Consider the following 15,376-nt stretch of genomic DNA (forward strand, 5'->3'; position numbering starts at 1 on the left):
GGGCTGGAGCGGGTAAATGACTTTCACATGGAAGCCGGAGCCGGGGCCTATTCGGCCTCCTTCTCCTTCTTGATCGCCGGCGTGTCCGCCGGGGTCGATGTGGCAGGCGCCGAGATGCTCGCCACGGTCATTTCCTTGTCCACGGACGCGGTCACGTCGCGTTTCATCGGGCAGGCCGCAGCGACCGAAACCGACAGGCCAAGAGCGGCTGCAAGAGCCAGTGCCGTCTTCATGGTCATTCTCCTGTGCTTCAGACCTGGGAAGGCTAACAAAGCCACACTTGACGACCAAATCACGATTGCCGTGATCGCGCCGGCAGGCCCGTGGAACCTTAGTCACCGCTCCGCATTTATGCGGCAGGTTCATCGAGCTGAGGAGAGGACCATGGACGACGCAGGCATTGGCTGGATCGCAGCGATCATCATCGGCGGTTTCGCCGGCTGGTTCGCATCGAATTTCATGAAAAGCGACACCGGCATCTTCATGAACATCATTCTGGGCATTATCGGCGCGGCGGTCGCGAGCTTCCTCTTCGGGCTGCTCGGCGTGTCGTTCGGCGGCTGGCTCGGCTATCTCGTTGCCGGCTTTATCGGCGCCTGTATCCTGATAGGCCTCGGGCGGGCGATAAGGCGCTAGCCTGAAAAACCCTGAAAGAATGAAGGCGGCTCGAAAGGCCGCCTTTTTCAGTTCACCGCTTGGATACTGTACCCGGCATCGCGCAGCAGCGCCACGAGGCCTTCTTTGCCGGGCAGATGCAGCGCACCCACCGCGACGAATGCACCGCCCGCATCGATGAAAGGTGCGGCATGCTCGGCCATCGTCCTGTTGCGCGCCGTCACCATTGTCTCCTCGAAGGCGGCGAAGCCCGCTTCCGTCTCTTCGTCGGATTGCAGCGCGACGCGGAAGAACGGCCAGAACATCGCCGTGTCACCCCCCAGATAGAGCACGATCATCGTCTCGATCATGTCGTCGACGCGGTCGCCCAGCTTCAGCGTATCGACCAGCCCGCGAATGTGAAAATCCATCGGCAGCGAGGCCATCGCGCCGAGCTGGTCGGCGATCGTCTCCAGCCCGCCCAGCGCCTTGCCCGACGCTTCGGCCTGCTTGGCCAGTTCCACGTCGAGCACGGGAGCGCCGGCAGACTTGCGCGCCAGTTCGCAGGCCGGCAGTGCGATCATGGACGCGATGATCCAGGGTTTCATTTTCTGGACGCTTGCGGGCGGAATGCCGCGCGCGTTCAGCGCAGCCTCGACTTCGGCGCGCTCGTCTTCGGGCAGAAGCGAGAACAGCGTCGTCCCGTCGGTGAACATGGTCATCTCGGGATTGGCCAGCATCGCCGCCATTGCCTTCGCAGGATCCAGCACTTCCGTGGTTTCGATGACCACCGTGGAGGAGGCATCGAAGGCGGCCTTCGCGGCTTCGGAAAGTTTCACCACGCGCGGGTCGGCCATGTGCATGGTGCCGAACAGATAGGAGGGCTCGACGCCCTCCTTCTCGATCTTCCATAACAGTGCGCCGCCATTCTCGACATTCGCCGCTTCGGCGCGGATGCGTTCGAGCGCTGCGGGGTCCTCGCGCTGCATCTGCGCCAGCATGTCCTTGCCGGTGCAGGCGACCGCCTCCTGCGCACCGGCCTTGGTGGCGGCAAACAGCAGCGTCGCCAGGAAAGCCGCGACGAAGAGAAGGTTGATCGCCGCGATCAGCCTGAGCGACAGGCCGGCGGCGCGTTCTGCGAAGGAGAAGGCGGTTTTCATGGCCGCACCCTCGCAGCAAAGTGCGGCAAAACGGTTAAGGCGGTCATGAAAACCCGACGCGATCGGTCACGCGCGCGGATGCGCGGCGTCGTAGATGTCGAGCAGCCTTGCGGTATCGACGCCGGTATAGATCTGCGTGGTCGAGAGGCTGGCATGGCCCAGCAGTTCCTGGATGGTGCGCAGGTCGCCGCCCTTGGCCAGCAGGTGTGTGGCGAAGGAATGGCGCAACGCATGGGGCGTAGCAGTGTCGGGCAGGTTGAGTGCCGAGCGCATCTTCGCCATTTCACGCTGGATGATCGCCGGCTGCAAGGGCCCGCCGCGCGCACCCCGAAACAGCGGGCTTTCGTCGGCAAGATGATACGGACACAGCCGGCGGTACGCCGCGATGGCCTCGAACGCGATCGGCAGAACCGGCACCAGCCGCGTCTTGCCGCCCTTTCCGGTGACGCGAAGCACGGTCTCGCCGGCGTCCTTCAACTCGTGGCCGGCAAGGCCCAGCGCCTCTGAAATGCGCAGTCCGCAGCCGTAGAGCAGGGTGAGGACGGCGGCATTGCGGGCCGCGATCCATGGCTCCTCGGCAAGCTGCTCGCCGGCCGAAACGACACGCCTGGCATCGGCCGCCGTCAGCGGTTTCGGCAATGATTTCGGCTGCCTGGGAGCACGCATGGCGGCCGCACCGGCGGCATTGGCAAGGCCCCTTCGCTCCAGAAACCTCAGGAAGGAGCGGATGCCGGCCAGCCCACGCCCGAGCGAGCGGGCGCCGGCCCCTCCATTGCGGCGATGGGCCAGAAAAGCCCGCAAATCCACGGGCTTGAGTTGCGCGATGTCGGAAATTCCCGGCGCGCCGCCACCATGGCCGGTGAGGAACTGGAGGAACTGGCGCGTATCACGCTCATAGGCGTCGACCGTCAGCGCCGAAAGACGCCGCTCGGAGCCCAGAGAACCAAGCCATTCGGTCCGCGCACGCTGGAGATCCGGCCTCGCGGAAACAAGAAATTCGTCCATCCGGGTATGATACCCAGAAGGTCGTTATCGGCTGATGAATCCAACCTCGGATGGGTGGCTCTTCTGAACACTCGAAATACGGCCAGCGGCCGCAAGCCCGACCGGGCGTCGGGGCACTTGCCCCGCCCCGCGGAGGGCCAGCCGCCACCGGGCGGCGGTACGGCCCGTGAGCGAGAACAAGACATTGAAACCTGGAAGCCACGCGGATAGAGACGCACGATGACAAATCCGCAAAAACAGGTCCAGATGGCCGTCATCGGCGCCCCGCACGGCATCAAGGGCGAGGTGCGGGTGAAGACGTTCACCGCCGATCCGCTGGCACTGGGCGATTACGGCCCGCTGAAGGACGCCGCAGGCAAGACCTACACGGTCGCGGCCATCCGCCCGGCCAAGAACGTCGTCGTGGTGCGGTTCAAGGAGATCGCCAGCCGCGAGGCTGCGGAGGCGGTGACCGGCACCGAGCTTTTCATCGGCCGCGACGCCCTGCCGGACGATCTGGACGAAGAGGAGTTCTACCACGCCGATCTGGTCGGGCTGGCCGTGCGCGACGAGACGGGCGAGACGGTGGGCAGGGTAACGGCCGTGCAGAATTTCGGCGGCGGCGACATCGTAGAGGCGACCATTTCGGGCAAGAAGGGTCTCATGATCCCCTTCACGCTGGCGGCGATCCCCGAAATATCGGTGTCCGAAGGCTTCATCCGCATCGACATGGCGGCGGCAGGGCTGCTGGACGACGAAGAGGAAGGCGGCGAGGAATGAGCTTCCGCGCCAGCGTCGTCACGCTCTATCCGGAGATGTTTCCCGGCGCGCTCGGCCTCTCGCTGGCCGGACGCGGGCTGGAAGCCGGCGCATGGTCGCTCGAAACGGTCCAGATCCGCGATTTCGCCACCGACCGCCACCGCACCGTGGACGACACGCCGGCAGGCGGCGGCGCAGGCATGGTGCTGCGGGCCGACATTCTGGCAAAAGCCATCGACCATGCAGCGCCGGAAGGCGACCAGCGGCCGAAGCTTCTGATGAGCCCGCGCGGCAGGCCGCTGACGCAGGCGCGGGTGCGCGAACTGGCGCAGGGACCGGGCGCGGTGATCGTCTGCGGCCGCTTCGAGGGCGTCGACCAGCGGGTGATCGACGCGCGCGGGCTGGAGGAGGTCTCCATCGGCGACTACATCCTGTCGGGCGGCGAACCGGCCGCCCTGGTGCTGCTCGACGCGGTGGTGCGGTTGCTGCCCGGCGTCATGGGCAACGAGGCGTCGGGCGAGGAAGAAAGCTTCGAGGGCGGCCTGCTGGAGCATCCGCACTACACCCGCCCGCAGCTCTTCGAGGACCGCCCCATCCCCGAGGTGCTGACTTCGGGCAACCATGGCAGGATCGCGCAGTGGCGGCGCGACGAGGCTGTGAAGCTGACGCAGGAGCGCAGGCCGGACCTGATCGCCGCCCCGCAGGCGAAAAATTCGCCGCCAGACAGGTGACAGCGGGGCCAAAAACCTGTATGAGCCCGCCACAATCCGGGGAATGAATCCCGGCCCGTCAACAATTACGGTGAATTCGCTCCTGCCTTCCGGTCTCGACCGGGCGGCATAGCCCAGCGGCCAAGGATGCTGCAAGGCAAGTGAGAGCGCTCTGGCTGTTCGAAGAACAAGAAGAGGATTCTCGCGATGGACATCATCCGTCAGCTCGAGGCCGAGCAGGCCGCCAAGATCGAAGAAAAGCGTACGCTCCCCGAATTCCAGCCGGGCGACACCGTTCGCGTGCAGGTTCGCGTGACCGAAGGTACGCGTACCCGCGTGCAGGCCTATGAAGGCGTGTGCATCGCCCGTTCGGGCTCCGGCTTCCAGGAAAGCTTCACGGTCCGCAAGATCTCCTACGGCGAAGGCGTGGAGCGCGTGTTCCCGGTCTACTCGCCGCTGGTCGAGGCCGTCGAGGTCGTGCGCCGCGGCAAGGTCCGTCGCGCCAAGCTCTATTACCTGCGCGACCGTCGCGGCAAGTCGGCCCGTATCGTCGAGAACACCGGCGTGCGCGCCCGCAAGCTGAACGACGCCGAGCGCGAGGCGATCGCGGCCGAGAAGGCCCGCCTCGAGGCCGAGAAGGTTGCCGCCGCACAGGCGCTGGCAGCCGAGAAGGCAGCAGCGGACGCAGCCGAGAAGGCCGCCGCCGATGCAGCCGCCAAGGAAGCGGCAAGCGCCGAATAAGCGCATCGCTCACAGGATTTCGACAATGGCGGTCCCTCGGGCCGCCATTTTCGTTTCAGGGCGGCGGATTTGGGAGAAACCTTGATGGACAACCAGAAAGGCACGATACGGCCGCTGACCCCTGCGGATGTCGCACGCTACAGGGCGCTGCGTCTTGCGGCACTGGCCGAGAGCCCGGAATCCTTCGGTTCCAGCGTCGAGGATGAAAAGGACGCCTCCGACGCCTTCATGGCCGAACGCGCGGTGCCCGCTGCACCGGGCGTGACGTTCGGCGCGTTCGATGGCGAAGACCTCGTCGGCATCGCGAGCTATGCCGCATCGCAAAAGGTGAAGACGCGCCACAAGGGCCCGATGGTCGGCGTCTACATCGCCCCTTCGCACCGCGGAACGGGCCTCGGGCGCAGGCTGGTCGAACGCGTGGTGGAGCATGCTGCACGGCTGGGCGTCATTCTCAACTGCACCGTGACCAGCCACAACGCAGCCGCGCTTCGGCTTTATCGCGACCTCGGCTTCCGGACCTATGGCCTGGAAATGGCCGGGCTGTATGTGAACGGTGTCTTCCTCGACGAGGAACTTCTTGCTCTCGACCTGCGGGAAAACAGGTAAGCGCCTTGCTTGCGCCGGCCGGCGGCCTGACTAAACTACGCTTCATCAAATTCTCAGGAGCGTCGTCATGATCCGTGTTCTCTCGTCGCTGGCCGCAATGGCGGCCGCTTTCACCCTGTCTGCAACGGCCTTCGCACAGGACCTTCCCGATCTGGGCGGGCGCACGGTGGTGGTGGTGACCGAAAACGCCTATCCGCCGCTGCAATTCGTGGACCCGTCGAGCGGCAACGCCATCGGCTGGGAATACGACGCGATGAAGGAAATCTCGGAGCGGCTGAACTTCACGGTCGAGTACCAGAACACCAGCTGGGACGCGATGATCCAGTCGGTCTCCGACAAGCAGTACGACATGGGCATGACCGGCATCACCATCCGTGACGACCGCAAGGAGAAGGTCGATTTCTCCGCGCCCTACATGCACTCCGAAATGCGCATGCTGGTGCGCGCCGACGAGACGCGCTTTACGGACGAAAAGGAATTTGCAGCGCTTGAAGACGGGCTGATCGCCGCCCAGCCGGGCACCACGCCGTTCTACGTCTCGGTCTATGACATTCTCGACGGCAACGAGGCCAACCCGCGCATCAAGCTGTTCGAGACTTTCGGTGCGACCGTGCAGGCGCTGCGCGCCGGCGACGTCGACCTCGTGCTGACCGACGGCGTTGCGGCCAACGGCTATGTCGATGCCTCGGGCGGTGCGCTCAAGGTGATCGGCGGGCCGCTCGGCTCGGAGGATTTCGGCTTCATCTTCCCCAAGGGCTCCGATCTGGTCGAGCCGATCAACGCCGCCATCGCAGCGCTCGAGGCCGACGGCACGCTCGACGCGCTGAACACGAAGTGGTTCCTCGAATACAAGATGGGCGAGTGAGCGCGGCGCAGCCTTCCTCGCCCGACAAGGAATTCCCCTACTGGCTTGCAGCCGCCGGCGCGATCGCCGCCGGCGTCGCGATATACGTAGGGACCAGCGATCTTTACGCGCAGGTCTTTTCCATCGTCGTGCGCGGCATCGGCATCACAATCTTCGTCACGCTTGTGGGCTTCGCGCTGGCCTCCGCGCTGGGGCTGGGCATTGCGCTGATGGCGCTGTCGGGCTCGCGCGTGCTGCGCGAAATCTCGCGCTTCTATGTCGAGATCATCCGCGGCGTGCCGATCATCGTGCTTCTGTTCTGGATCGCCTTTGCCGGCGTGCCGGCCTTCGTGGCCGGCTGGAACTGGCTGACCGGACCGCTGGCGCAGGCGGGAATTGTCGAGCCGATGATGGTGCGCGACATCTCGCTTCTGTGGCGCGCGGTCATCGCGCTGACCATCGGCTATTCCGCCTTCATCTCCGAGGTTTTCCGCGCCGGCATCCAGTCTGTCGATCCGGGCCAGATCGAGGCTGCAAAGGCGCTCGGCCTGTCGCGATTCCAGCGCTTCCGCCTCATCGTGATGCCGCAGGCGCTGCGCACGATCCTGCCGCCGCTCGGCAACGACTTCGTCGCCATGGTCAAGGATTCCTCGCTCGTCTCGGTGCTGGGCGTCGCCGACATCACCCAGATGGGCAAGGTCTATGCGGCCGGCTCGTTCCGCTTTTTCGAAACCTATTCAATCGTGGCCTATATCTACCTTCTGCTGACCGTGAGCCTGTCGCTGGCGCTGCGCGGCCTGGAGAAGAGATTGAGAAGAGGACCGACCGGATGAACGAAAACAAGAGCGCGCTCGATCGCGTCTATGCCGCTAATGGCCCGCAGGAGCTGGGCGACGCCTATGCGCAGTGGGCCGCCGACTACGACCGCGAAACCATAGCGCTGGGCTATTGCCTGCCCTTCGTGATCGCGGGCTGGGTGGCACGTTACGTCGCGCGAGGGGCGGGGCCTCTGCTCGACGCCGGCTGCGGCACCGGCCTTTCGGGCCCATTCCTGCGGGCGCTGGGCTATGACCGGCTGGAAGGGCTCGACTATTCGCACGAGATGCTGGAGCTTGCAGCCGGGCGAAACGCCTACGACGAGCTGAAGCACGCGGAGCTGGGCAAGGCGCTGCCATGGGCGGTCGGGCATTTCGCGGCGTTCCTGTCGACGGGCGTCTTCACGGCCGGTCATGCGCCCGCCTCCAGCCTCGAAGAGCTGGCCCGCATCACGCAACCGGGCGGCCACGCGATCTTCACCGTGCGCGACATGCTGATCGAGGATGGCGGGTTCGCCGACATTTTCCGCCAGTTGGAAGAAGCGGGCCGCTGGCGTAAGCTGGAAGAGAGCGAGCCGTTCCGCGCCTTCGTGCTGGCCGAGCCGGATGTGAAGGTGAAGGCCTTCGTCTTCGAAATCCGTTAGCCGGAACCCGTTCTATCGATCCGCGTTGAGGGATGCGGCGCAGAGGGGCGCCGTTTTCGAGGGCAATCCATGCAGGACATTTTCGACGACATCGGCCACGCCACCTGGCTGCCGTTTTCGGTCATCGCCGCGCGTCTGGCGCTGGCGGCGCTTCTGGGCGCGGTGATCGGTTTCGAGCGGGAATGGCGCAACCATCCCGCGGGCCTCAGAACCCATATCCTCGTGTCTCTGGCGGCCGCCTGTTTCACCATCATCGGCATCGAGATCGTCCACAGCGCCCAGTTCGAGCAGGAAGGTTCGCGGCTCGATCCGCTGCGCCTGATCGAGGCGGTGACGGCGGGCGTCGCCTTCCTTGCCGCCGGCACGATCATCTTCGCGCGCGGGCGCATCAAGGGCCTGACGACCGGCGCGGGCCTGTGGCTTGCCGGCGCGATCGGGCTGGCCGCGGGCCTCGGCTTCTGGCAGATCGCTGGCTTCGCAACGCTGCTGGCGGTGGTGATACTCGGGCTGATGCACCCGCTGGAAAAGGTGGTGCTGCCCGCAGACAAGGCCAGGCAGCGCGCCGAGGAAGAGTAGACCCGGCCGCGTTGCCGCCGATTGCCGATCCGGCCAAAGGCTGGTAATAGCGGCGCATGGAAGAACTCTTCGGACACCCGGGATATAAGGGCTTCGTACTGCAGGACGTGAAGCGCCTGCCGTCGCGCTTCTTTGCCCGCATTTCCGGCGCGCGCCTCACCCGCACGGCCTGACGGCTGCCGCCGGCCGCCTCGCGGCCTTCTTCCTGTTTCCACATCGACGGCCAAAATCGATGGCCAAAATCGACGGATTGACGCACATGACCGCACCGCGCACGCTCTACGACAAGATTTTCGACGACCACGTGGTCGACCGCCAGGACGACGGAACCTGCCTGCTCTACATCGACCGCCACCTCGTGCACGAGGTGACCAGCCCGCAGGCCTTCGAGGGGCTGCGCATGACGGGCCGCAAGGTTCGCCAGCCCGAACGGACGCTGGCCGTGGTGGACCATAACGTGCCGACCTCGCCCGACCGCAAGAACGGCATCAAGAACGAGGAAAGCCGCATCCAGGTCGAGGCGCTGGCGAAGAACGCGGCCGATTTCGGTGTCGAGTACTATTCGGAAAACGACGTGCGCCAGGGCATCGTGCACATCGTGGGGCCGGAGCAGGGCTTCACCCTGCCGGGCATGACCATCGTGTGCGGCGACAGCCACACCTCGACGCATGGCGCGTTCGGCGCGCTGGCACACGGCATCGGCACGTCGGAGGTGGAGCATGTGCTGGCCACCCAGACGCTGATCCAGAAGAAGGCCAAGAACATGCTGGTGCGCGTCGACGGGCAACTGCCCGAGGGCGTGACGGCCAAGGACATCGTGCTCGCCATCATCGGCGAGATCGGCACGGCGGGCGGCACCGGCTACGTCATCGAATATGCGGGCGAGGCGATCCGCGCGCTGTCGATGGAAGGCCGCATGACCATCTGCAACATGTCGATCGAAGGAGGCGCGCGCGCCGGCCTGATCGCGCCCGACGAGACGACGTTCGCCTACGTCAGGGACAAGCCGCGCGCACCCAGGGGCAAGGCGTGGGACATGGCGCTCGATTACTGGAAGACGCTCAACACCGACGAGGGTGCGCATTTCGACAAGGTGGTGGTGCTGGACGCAGCCAAGCTGCCGCCCATCGTCACCTGGGGCTCCTCGCCGGAAGACGTCGCCGCCGTGACCGGCGTGGTGCCGAACCCCGACGACATCGCCGACGAGAACAAGCGCAACTCCAAGAAGCGCGCGCTCGACTATATGGGCCTGACGCCGGGCACGAAGATGACCGACATCGCGGTCGACCGCGTCTTCATCGGCTCGTGCACCAACGGCCGCATCGAGGATCTGCGCGCGGTCGCCAAGGTGGTCGAGGGCAGGAAGGTCGCCTCCACCGTCAATGCCATGATCGTACCGGGCTCCGGCCTCGTGAAGGCGCAGGCCGAGGCCGAGGGCCTGGACCGGATCTTCGTCGCCGCCGGCTTCGACTGGCGCGAGCCGGGCTGCTCGATGTGCCTTGCCATGAACGACGATCGCCTCAGCCCCTACGAGCGCTGCGCGTCCACCTCGAACCGCAATTTCGAGGGACGGCAGGGCTTCAAGGGTCGCACGCATCTGGTGTCGCCCGCCATGGCCGCCGCCGCGGCGATTGCCGGCCACTTCGTCGACATCCGCGACTGGAAATGACGATATGCCCGCAGCCGGTGAAAATGTCGCCGGCTGCGGGAAATCCGCCAAAAGAACTTGCTTGTTTCACGGCGCTTAACGGCTTGTTCGTTGTTGCGCTGTAAAGCCTCTGCCCTAAGGTAAATTGGGTGGGGCGACTTGGACACGAGCGTTTTCATCGCATTGATGAACCCAGGAATGTCGCTGGTCTTCGCAGCGACATTTTTTCTGCTCTGGCGTCATCAAAGGCAGCAGCGCTACATCGCGCTGCTGAGCGCCTCCTTCGTGGCGATAGCCGGCGGCTTCCTGCTGCAATATTTCACCATCTACAGCGTGCCGATCTCCAAGCTGCTCTCGAACCTGCTGTTCCTCGCCGGCGGAGTGGGCTTCGCCATCGGCGGTCTGGGGCGGTTCGAGCGCAGGCCACCAGTCGCATCGACCGCGTTCTTCGCCACGGCGGGGATCAGTGCGTTCACGTGGTTCCTTTTCGTCGATCCGGACATCACCAAGCGCATCTACGCGATCAACTTCGCCTTCGGCGCGATCACGCTCATCATGGCGGCAGAGCTGCGGCGGGCTCATGAGCGCAGGTTCGTCGACAACCTGCTGCTCGGGCTGCTGGTTTTCTACGGGATCAGCTTCTTCGTGCGGCCGGTGGCGGTGATCTGGATCGACGGGCCGTATCAGAGCTATGAAAATTTCCACCAGTCGCTCTACTGGATCACGCTCACCTTTTCGGCATCCATGTTCCTGCTCATCTTCGCGCTGTGCCTCATCACGGCGATAACGCTGGAGCTGATGGACGATCTGCGGCGCGAATCGCAGACCGACCCGCTTTCCGGGCTGCTCAACCGGCGCGGCTTCGAGGAGGGCGTGGCCGAGGCGCTGCGAACGGCCCGGCGCAGGCACATGGAAGGCGTGCTGATCTTCTGCGACCTCGACCACTTCAAGACCGTCAACGACACCTACGGCCACGCAGCCGGCGACCGGGTCATCAAGACCTTTGCCGAATGCCTCCACGGCTGCGTGGGCCCGAACCACGTGGTCGGGCGCATCGGCGGAGAGGAATTCGCGATCTTCCTGCGCGGGATCGACCTTCGCGCCGGTAGGCTCTTCGCCGAAGGGGTGCGAGCGGCCTTCGGCGCACTCTGCGTGCCGGGCCTACCGGAGGAGCTGCGCTGCACCGCAAGCTTCGGCGTCGCCGAATGGCGCGAGGGCGAAACCGCGACAGAGCTCTTCATCCGCGCAGACCGCGCGCTCTACGACGCCAAAGCGGCCGGCCGCGACCGCGTGCGCGTCGACCGGCGCAAGGCGGCTCCCGAGGTAAGGGACGGCCCGTTGCTGACCGCCGAAGCGTGAGCGCCGGCAGCCCGAAATAAACGTACCCGCGGAAGCCGGCGTTAACGACTTCTTCGCCAACCGTCCCCGAATATGCCCTCGGGAACGGGTCGGGTCATGAGCGGCGCAGCTTTTATTCTTCTTATCAATCTGGCCGTGGCCGGACTTTTCTGCGCGACATTCGTCCTGATCGCCTTCTACAGCCGCTACGAATCGGCCCGCTGGTTCGCGGCCGCCTACGCGGCCGGCATGGTGCATCTGGGCCTCGAGGCAACGCTGCCTACCCTTGACGACGCGCGCGTGGGCGTGCTGCTCGGCGCGATGGCGTTTCTGTGCGCCCTGCTTTTCCTGAATGTCGGCCTTGCGCGCCGCTACGATATCGAAGCCCCACGCACGCTGCTTACCGCGGCATTCGCGGTTTCCCTGGTCGTCATCGCGCTGACGCTGGGAATGGAGCGCGGCTCCATGCTGCGCATGGCGCTTTACCAGGCGCCGTTCGCCGCGATGCAGGCCATCGGCGCAGGGATCGTGATGGCGGCCGGACGCCGCAGGCTCGCAGACAGCCTGCTCGCGGGCTTCATGACGCTGAGCGCGCTGCATTTTCTCGCCAAGCCGGTGGTTTCGGTTCTGGTCGGGGGGCCGGGCGCAAGCCCGCAGGACTATCTGGGCACCAGCTACGCGATGTTCTCGCAATCGATGGGAACGATCCTGTCGGTCGCGACCGCGCTGCTGCTTCTGGCCATGCTGATCGCCGATCTGGTCAAGGACATTACCGCCAAGTCGGAAACCGACATTCTTTCTGGCCTTCTCAACCGCCGCGGCTTCGAGCAGCGGCTGGAAGAAGCGCTCCGGCGCAGCGCGTCGAACGGCCTGCCGGTGTCGCTGGTGATCTGCGATCTCGACCACTTCAAGGATGTGAACGACACCTACGGCCACGCGATCGGCGACCGTATCATCGCGCTGTTCGCGGCCACGCTGCGCGAAAATGCTGCCGACCACCATGTGCTGGGCCGGATCGGCGGCGAGGAATTCGCCATCATGCTGCCGGGAAGCAATCTGGCGGCGGGGCGCCTGTTTGCCGAAAACGCCCGCGGCGCCTTCTCGGGGCTCGAAAGCGAGCGCCTGCCCGTCGCCTCCCGCTTCACCGCCAGCTTCGGCGTGGCCGAGATGAGCCACGGAGAGGTTTCCGTCTCGCTGATGGCGCGGGCGGACGCCGCCCTCTACGAGGCCAAGCGTGCCGGCCGCGACTGCGTGCGCGTCGCCCGCGTAGAGCAGATCATCGACGACGGCCGCTCGATCACCGCAGGCGCGAAAGCGGCGAAATAGCTAACGGCTTGCGACCGACGACCCGGTGGTGACGAGCCGGTATCGCGCCATCTCCTCGCGCGACAGGTAGTAGAGCGCCTGCGGCGGGGTATCGAGCGCGTGAAGCCACAGCGCCGGGTCGACGTCCATCTCGGCCAGATAGCGCGAGATGCGGGCCGCCGTGGCCTGCGCGTCGGACATCGCCTGCGCCGGGCCGGTGACGGTGTCCGACATCGCGTAGAACTGGTGCAGCCCTACCGCCGCCTTCGGGCCGACCTCGCGCCCCACGCCGCCAGCCAGCACCAGCGGGCAGGAAGACGCGCACAGCGCGCCGTCGGCGACCTGCGTGCCGACCCCACGCTCCCGCGCCAGCCGGGCCATCGCCATGGCGTCCTCCAGAGAGCCGCCCGGCGAATTGAGCGACAGGACGCGGACATATTCGCCGCGCTCTTCCATTTCGGCGGCGAAACGCTGTGCCGCGCCGACATCGATGGAGCCCTCGGCCGCAAGGACACCGCCGGGACGCAGATCGAACTGCATCGGCCGACGCAGCGCGTCGTTGTCGAGCGTGACGTTCTCGCGCGGGTCGAGGCCCGGCGCGCCACCCGGCCCCGGCTGCACGACCGGCGGCAGCGCCGGCTCGACATGCACCGTGGTGCCGGTCGACTGCGGGTCGAGCATCGGCCGCGTGTCGTAAAGCTCCTTGAGGTCGAGGCCGATCACGAAGACAGCGCCGACCAGCAGGCCGCGAAATGCCCAGCGCGCCATCTCGCCGTCGTCGAACCGCGCCGCGTAGCGCATCAGGAGGTTGCGGCGCGGGTGGGCGCCGAGGGCCATGCGGTTTTCGCTCATAGTTCATGTCGCTTCCTGTCGGCCACCGAAAGTGGCGTGACGTTTTCCGCCGCAGGCGGTGGCTGGTCCTGCTCCGTTTGCGCTACGGCTGCGATATCTTCCTGCGGGACGGCGTCTTCGATGGCGGCTGCGCGCCGTCGCGCGGCGATGGCCTCGTGGATTTCGAGCGACCGCATCATGTCCGCCGCCGTGATGCGCTCGGCATCGTCCATCTCGTCCTCTCCGCGCCGCATGGCGGCATGGGCGACCGCGAGAATGGCCACCAGCACGCCGGGAAGAAGATCGATGGAGATGGCACCGGCCCAGCTGGGCAGGAAGGAGCCGGCATAGAGGATGACGGCCTCGGCCGAGGACAGCGGCACGAAGCGGCGTTCCTCTACCTTGGGCTGGGCCAGGATTTCGGCTGCGGCGGCCGACAGCGCCTCCGACTGGGCGGCCACGGAGGTGCGGATCGTGTCCATGATCTGGTTCTGGCGGCCGGCAAGGTCGGCGGTACCGCCACCGGCGACCGGCGCGATGAACCCGACCGAGAGATCGGCGGCCGCGCGCGCCACCGAAGGCGCGATGGAGGTCTGCTCCAGCGACGAGATGACGCCCGACAGGGCAACCGCCTCCGACGCGAAGGAATCCGCGCGCGGCTGGACCGACCCCGCCCCGGAGACGAGGCCGCGCATGGTGGCCAGATGCTGCTGACCTTCCTCGAACAGCGTGCGCACCGTGTCGCGCGAGCCCTGTATGGTGGCTTCCAGCTCGCGCATCTGCGCCGACATCTGGGTGAGAAGCTGTACCACCGTGCCCGAGCCGGACGTGCCGGTGAGCGCGCCGGATTCGCGCTCGTCTTCGGCCAGCCGGGCGAAGCGCTCGGATGCGCGCTGGATGTCGGGCAGGAGAGACAGCGCGCCGAGCGCGTTGGAATGGGCCTGATCGAGATCGGCGGTGTAACCTTCCTGCGTGACGGCCAGATGCTGCTCGACCGCTGCCGAGCCGGCCAGCGCGGCGGCGTTAAGCCATGACGACATGGCGATGATCATCACCGAGCCGACGGCCATGATGGCGACCAGCGCCAGCCGGGAGGCGCCGTCGCGCAGCTCAGGCAGGAAGCGGCTGAGATAGACCCAGAACCCGTAGATGCCCACCGACACGGCGACCGAATAGACGATGGCCGCGAAGAAAACGATGGTCGCGTCGCCGTCGAGCAGGCTGCGCACGCCCAGATAGGTGTAGACGCCGCTGGCCAGCGCCAGCGTCGCCAGCACGAAGCGGGTCATCGTTTCCAGGGACGAGACGTGTTCCCTGAGGCGGCGGGAGGTGCGGGCCTTGCTGCTGCTCATGGAAGCTCCTTTTTTCCCCATTGCAGCGGCAAAGGTGACCAAAACGCGGCCATTAACCTGCTCGTCCTCGCCAATCGCCCGTTCTCACGTCACTGTTATTCGCAGACCAGAGGCGCCTGCGGGATTTCGCCGTCCTTCAGCCCGTACATGTGGGCGCGGCCATGCCAGACATGCGGCGGCCGCGAGCAGCGGCGTACCTGCGGCGAAGCGCGGTCCTCGTCCAGATAGACCACCTGCGGATCGGCGGGCTCGTAATAGGAGCCGGTGAGGTTGTAGGAGTGGGCGACTTCGCCCATGCCCACGATGATGCGCTTGTAGCCGGCGCTGCTGTGGATCACCAGATTGCCGAAGGAATCGGCGTAGACGCGGTCGCGCCCGTCGCCGGCGCTCGCCGGCGCAGAGAAGGCCGCCGCAAAAGCCGCAGCGGCGATGAAGCATGAAAGTCTGCGCATGGCGTTCGCTCCTTGCC

18 protein-coding genes are annotated in these 15,376 nt (G+C 66.0%); 12 read left to right on the top strand and 6 right to left on the bottom strand.

Features of this window, described 5'->3' with window-relative positions:
* Positions 1 to 47 precede the first annotated feature (47 nt).
* Entirely contained in the window at positions 48 to 233 is a 186-nt protein-coding gene (locus FY036_RS14015) for a hypothetical protein (RefSeq protein ID WP_148915366.1), read from the bottom strand.
* A gap of 151 nt (positions 234 to 384) precedes the next feature.
* Here FY036_RS14015 and FY036_RS14020 point away from each other — a divergent pair, with 151 nt between their 5' ends.
* Positions 385 to 636, top strand: coding sequence for a GlsB/YeaQ/YmgE family stress response membrane protein (locus tag FY036_RS14020; protein ID WP_148915367.1), 252 nt, complete (start codon positions 385 to 387; stop codon positions 634 to 636).
* Positions 637 to 683: 47 nt separating this feature from the next.
* On the opposite strand, the gene FY036_RS14025 is transcribed toward FY036_RS14020, so the two are convergent.
* Both FY036_RS14025 and FY036_RS14030 read right to left on the bottom strand, forming a co-directional pair.
* Complete coding sequence (locus tag FY036_RS14025) at positions 684 to 1,754, bottom strand: TraB/GumN family protein (protein ID WP_148915368.1); 1,071 nt, start codon at positions 1,752 to 1,754, stop codon at positions 684 to 686.
* Between the two features lie 66 nt (positions 1,755 to 1,820).
* The gene (locus tag FY036_RS14030; protein WP_148915369.1) at positions 1,821 to 2,759 is read right to left on the bottom strand and encodes a tyrosine recombinase XerC; all 939 of its coding nucleotides are present in this window, start codon (positions 2,757 to 2,759) and stop codon (positions 1,821 to 1,823) included.
* Between the two features lie 219 nt (positions 2,760 to 2,978).
* On the opposite strand from FY036_RS14030, the gene rimM reads away from it, so the two are divergent.
* The 11 genes from rimM to FY036_RS14090 all read left to right on the top strand — a co-directional run bounded on the left by rimM (position 2,979) and on the right by FY036_RS14090 (position 12,745).
* On the top strand, positions 2,979 to 3,518 hold the full coding sequence (gene rimM, locus FY036_RS14035) for a ribosome maturation factor RimM (protein WP_148915370.1): 540 nt from the start codon (positions 2,979 to 2,981) through the stop codon (positions 3,516 to 3,518).
* Positions 3,515 to 4,228, top strand: a complete 714-nt coding sequence (trmD, locus tag FY036_RS14040; RefSeq protein ID WP_148915371.1) for a tRNA (guanosine(37)-N1)-methyltransferase TrmD — start codon at positions 3,515 to 3,517, stop codon at positions 4,226 to 4,228. The genes rimM and trmD overlap by 4 nt, the downstream gene beginning before the upstream one ends.
* A gap of 186 nt (positions 4,229 to 4,414) precedes the next feature.
* Entirely contained in the window at positions 4,415 to 4,948 is a 534-nt protein-coding gene (gene rplS, locus FY036_RS14045; RefSeq protein WP_148915372.1) for a 50S ribosomal protein L19, read from the top strand.
* Between the two features lie 84 nt (positions 4,949 to 5,032).
* Positions 5,033 to 5,554: a GNAT family N-acetyltransferase gene (locus FY036_RS14050; protein ID WP_148915373.1), complete on the top strand. Its 522-nt coding sequence runs from the start codon at positions 5,033 to 5,035 to the stop codon at positions 5,552 to 5,554.
* Between the two features lie 67 nt (positions 5,555 to 5,621).
* Positions 5,622 to 6,419, top strand: a complete 798-nt coding sequence (locus FY036_RS14055; RefSeq protein ID WP_148915374.1) for a transporter substrate-binding domain-containing protein — start codon at positions 5,622 to 5,624, stop codon at positions 6,417 to 6,419.
* Positions 6,416 to 7,231 carry an amino acid ABC transporter permease gene (locus FY036_RS14060; protein WP_148915375.1) on the top strand — a complete coding sequence of 272 codons (816 nt, stop codon included), beginning with the start codon at positions 6,416 to 6,418 and terminating at the stop codon, positions 7,229 to 7,231. The genes FY036_RS14055 and FY036_RS14060 overlap by 4 nt, the downstream gene beginning before the upstream one ends.
* Positions 7,228 to 7,857, top strand: a complete 630-nt coding sequence (locus FY036_RS14065; protein ID WP_148915376.1) for a class I SAM-dependent DNA methyltransferase — start codon at positions 7,228 to 7,230, stop codon at positions 7,855 to 7,857. The genes FY036_RS14060 and FY036_RS14065 overlap by 4 nt, the downstream gene beginning before the upstream one ends.
* A gap of 69 nt (positions 7,858 to 7,926) precedes the next feature.
* The gene (locus FY036_RS14070; protein WP_148915377.1) at positions 7,927 to 8,433 is read left to right on the top strand and encodes an MgtC/SapB family protein; all 507 of its coding nucleotides are present in this window, start codon (positions 7,927 to 7,929) and stop codon (positions 8,431 to 8,433) included.
* A gap of 259 nt (positions 8,434 to 8,692) precedes the next feature.
* On the top strand, positions 8,693 to 10,102 hold the full coding sequence (gene leuC / locus FY036_RS14080) for a 3-isopropylmalate dehydratase large subunit (protein ID WP_148915379.1): 1,410 nt from the start codon (positions 8,693 to 8,695) through the stop codon (positions 10,100 to 10,102).
* Between the two features lie 138 nt (positions 10,103 to 10,240).
* Positions 10,241 to 11,440: a GGDEF domain-containing protein gene (locus FY036_RS14085; RefSeq protein WP_148915380.1), complete on the top strand. Its 1,200-nt coding sequence runs from the start codon at positions 10,241 to 10,243 to the stop codon at positions 11,438 to 11,440.
* 96 nt (positions 11,441 to 11,536) lie between these two features.
* Positions 11,537 to 12,745, top strand: coding sequence for a GGDEF domain-containing protein (locus FY036_RS14090; protein WP_148915381.1), 1,209 nt, complete (start codon positions 11,537 to 11,539; stop codon positions 12,743 to 12,745).
* On the opposite strand, the gene FY036_RS14095 is transcribed toward FY036_RS14090, so the two are convergent.
* From FY036_RS14095 to FY036_RS14105, 3 genes are all read right to left on the bottom strand, one after another.
* Entirely contained in the window at positions 12,746 to 13,576 is an 831-nt protein-coding gene (locus tag FY036_RS14095; protein WP_148915382.1) for a COG3904 family protein, read from the bottom strand.
* Positions 13,573 to 14,907: a hypothetical protein gene (locus tag FY036_RS14100; RefSeq protein ID WP_148915383.1), complete on the bottom strand. Its 1,335-nt coding sequence runs from the start codon at positions 14,905 to 14,907 to the stop codon at positions 13,573 to 13,575. Before FY036_RS14100 ends, FY036_RS14095 begins: the two co-directional genes overlap by 4 nt.
* Before the next feature lie 95 nt (positions 14,908 to 15,002).
* A complete protein-coding gene (locus tag FY036_RS14105; RefSeq protein WP_148915384.1) occupies positions 15,003 to 15,359 on the bottom strand; it encodes a hypothetical protein in 357 nt (118 codons plus the stop codon).
* Positions 15,360 to 15,376 lie beyond the last annotated feature (17 nt).

The organism is Neoaquamicrobium microcysteis (assembly GCF_008180155.1).
Taxonomy (GTDB): Bacteria; Pseudomonadota; Alphaproteobacteria; order Rhizobiales; family Rhizobiaceae; genus Aerobium; species Aerobium microcysteis.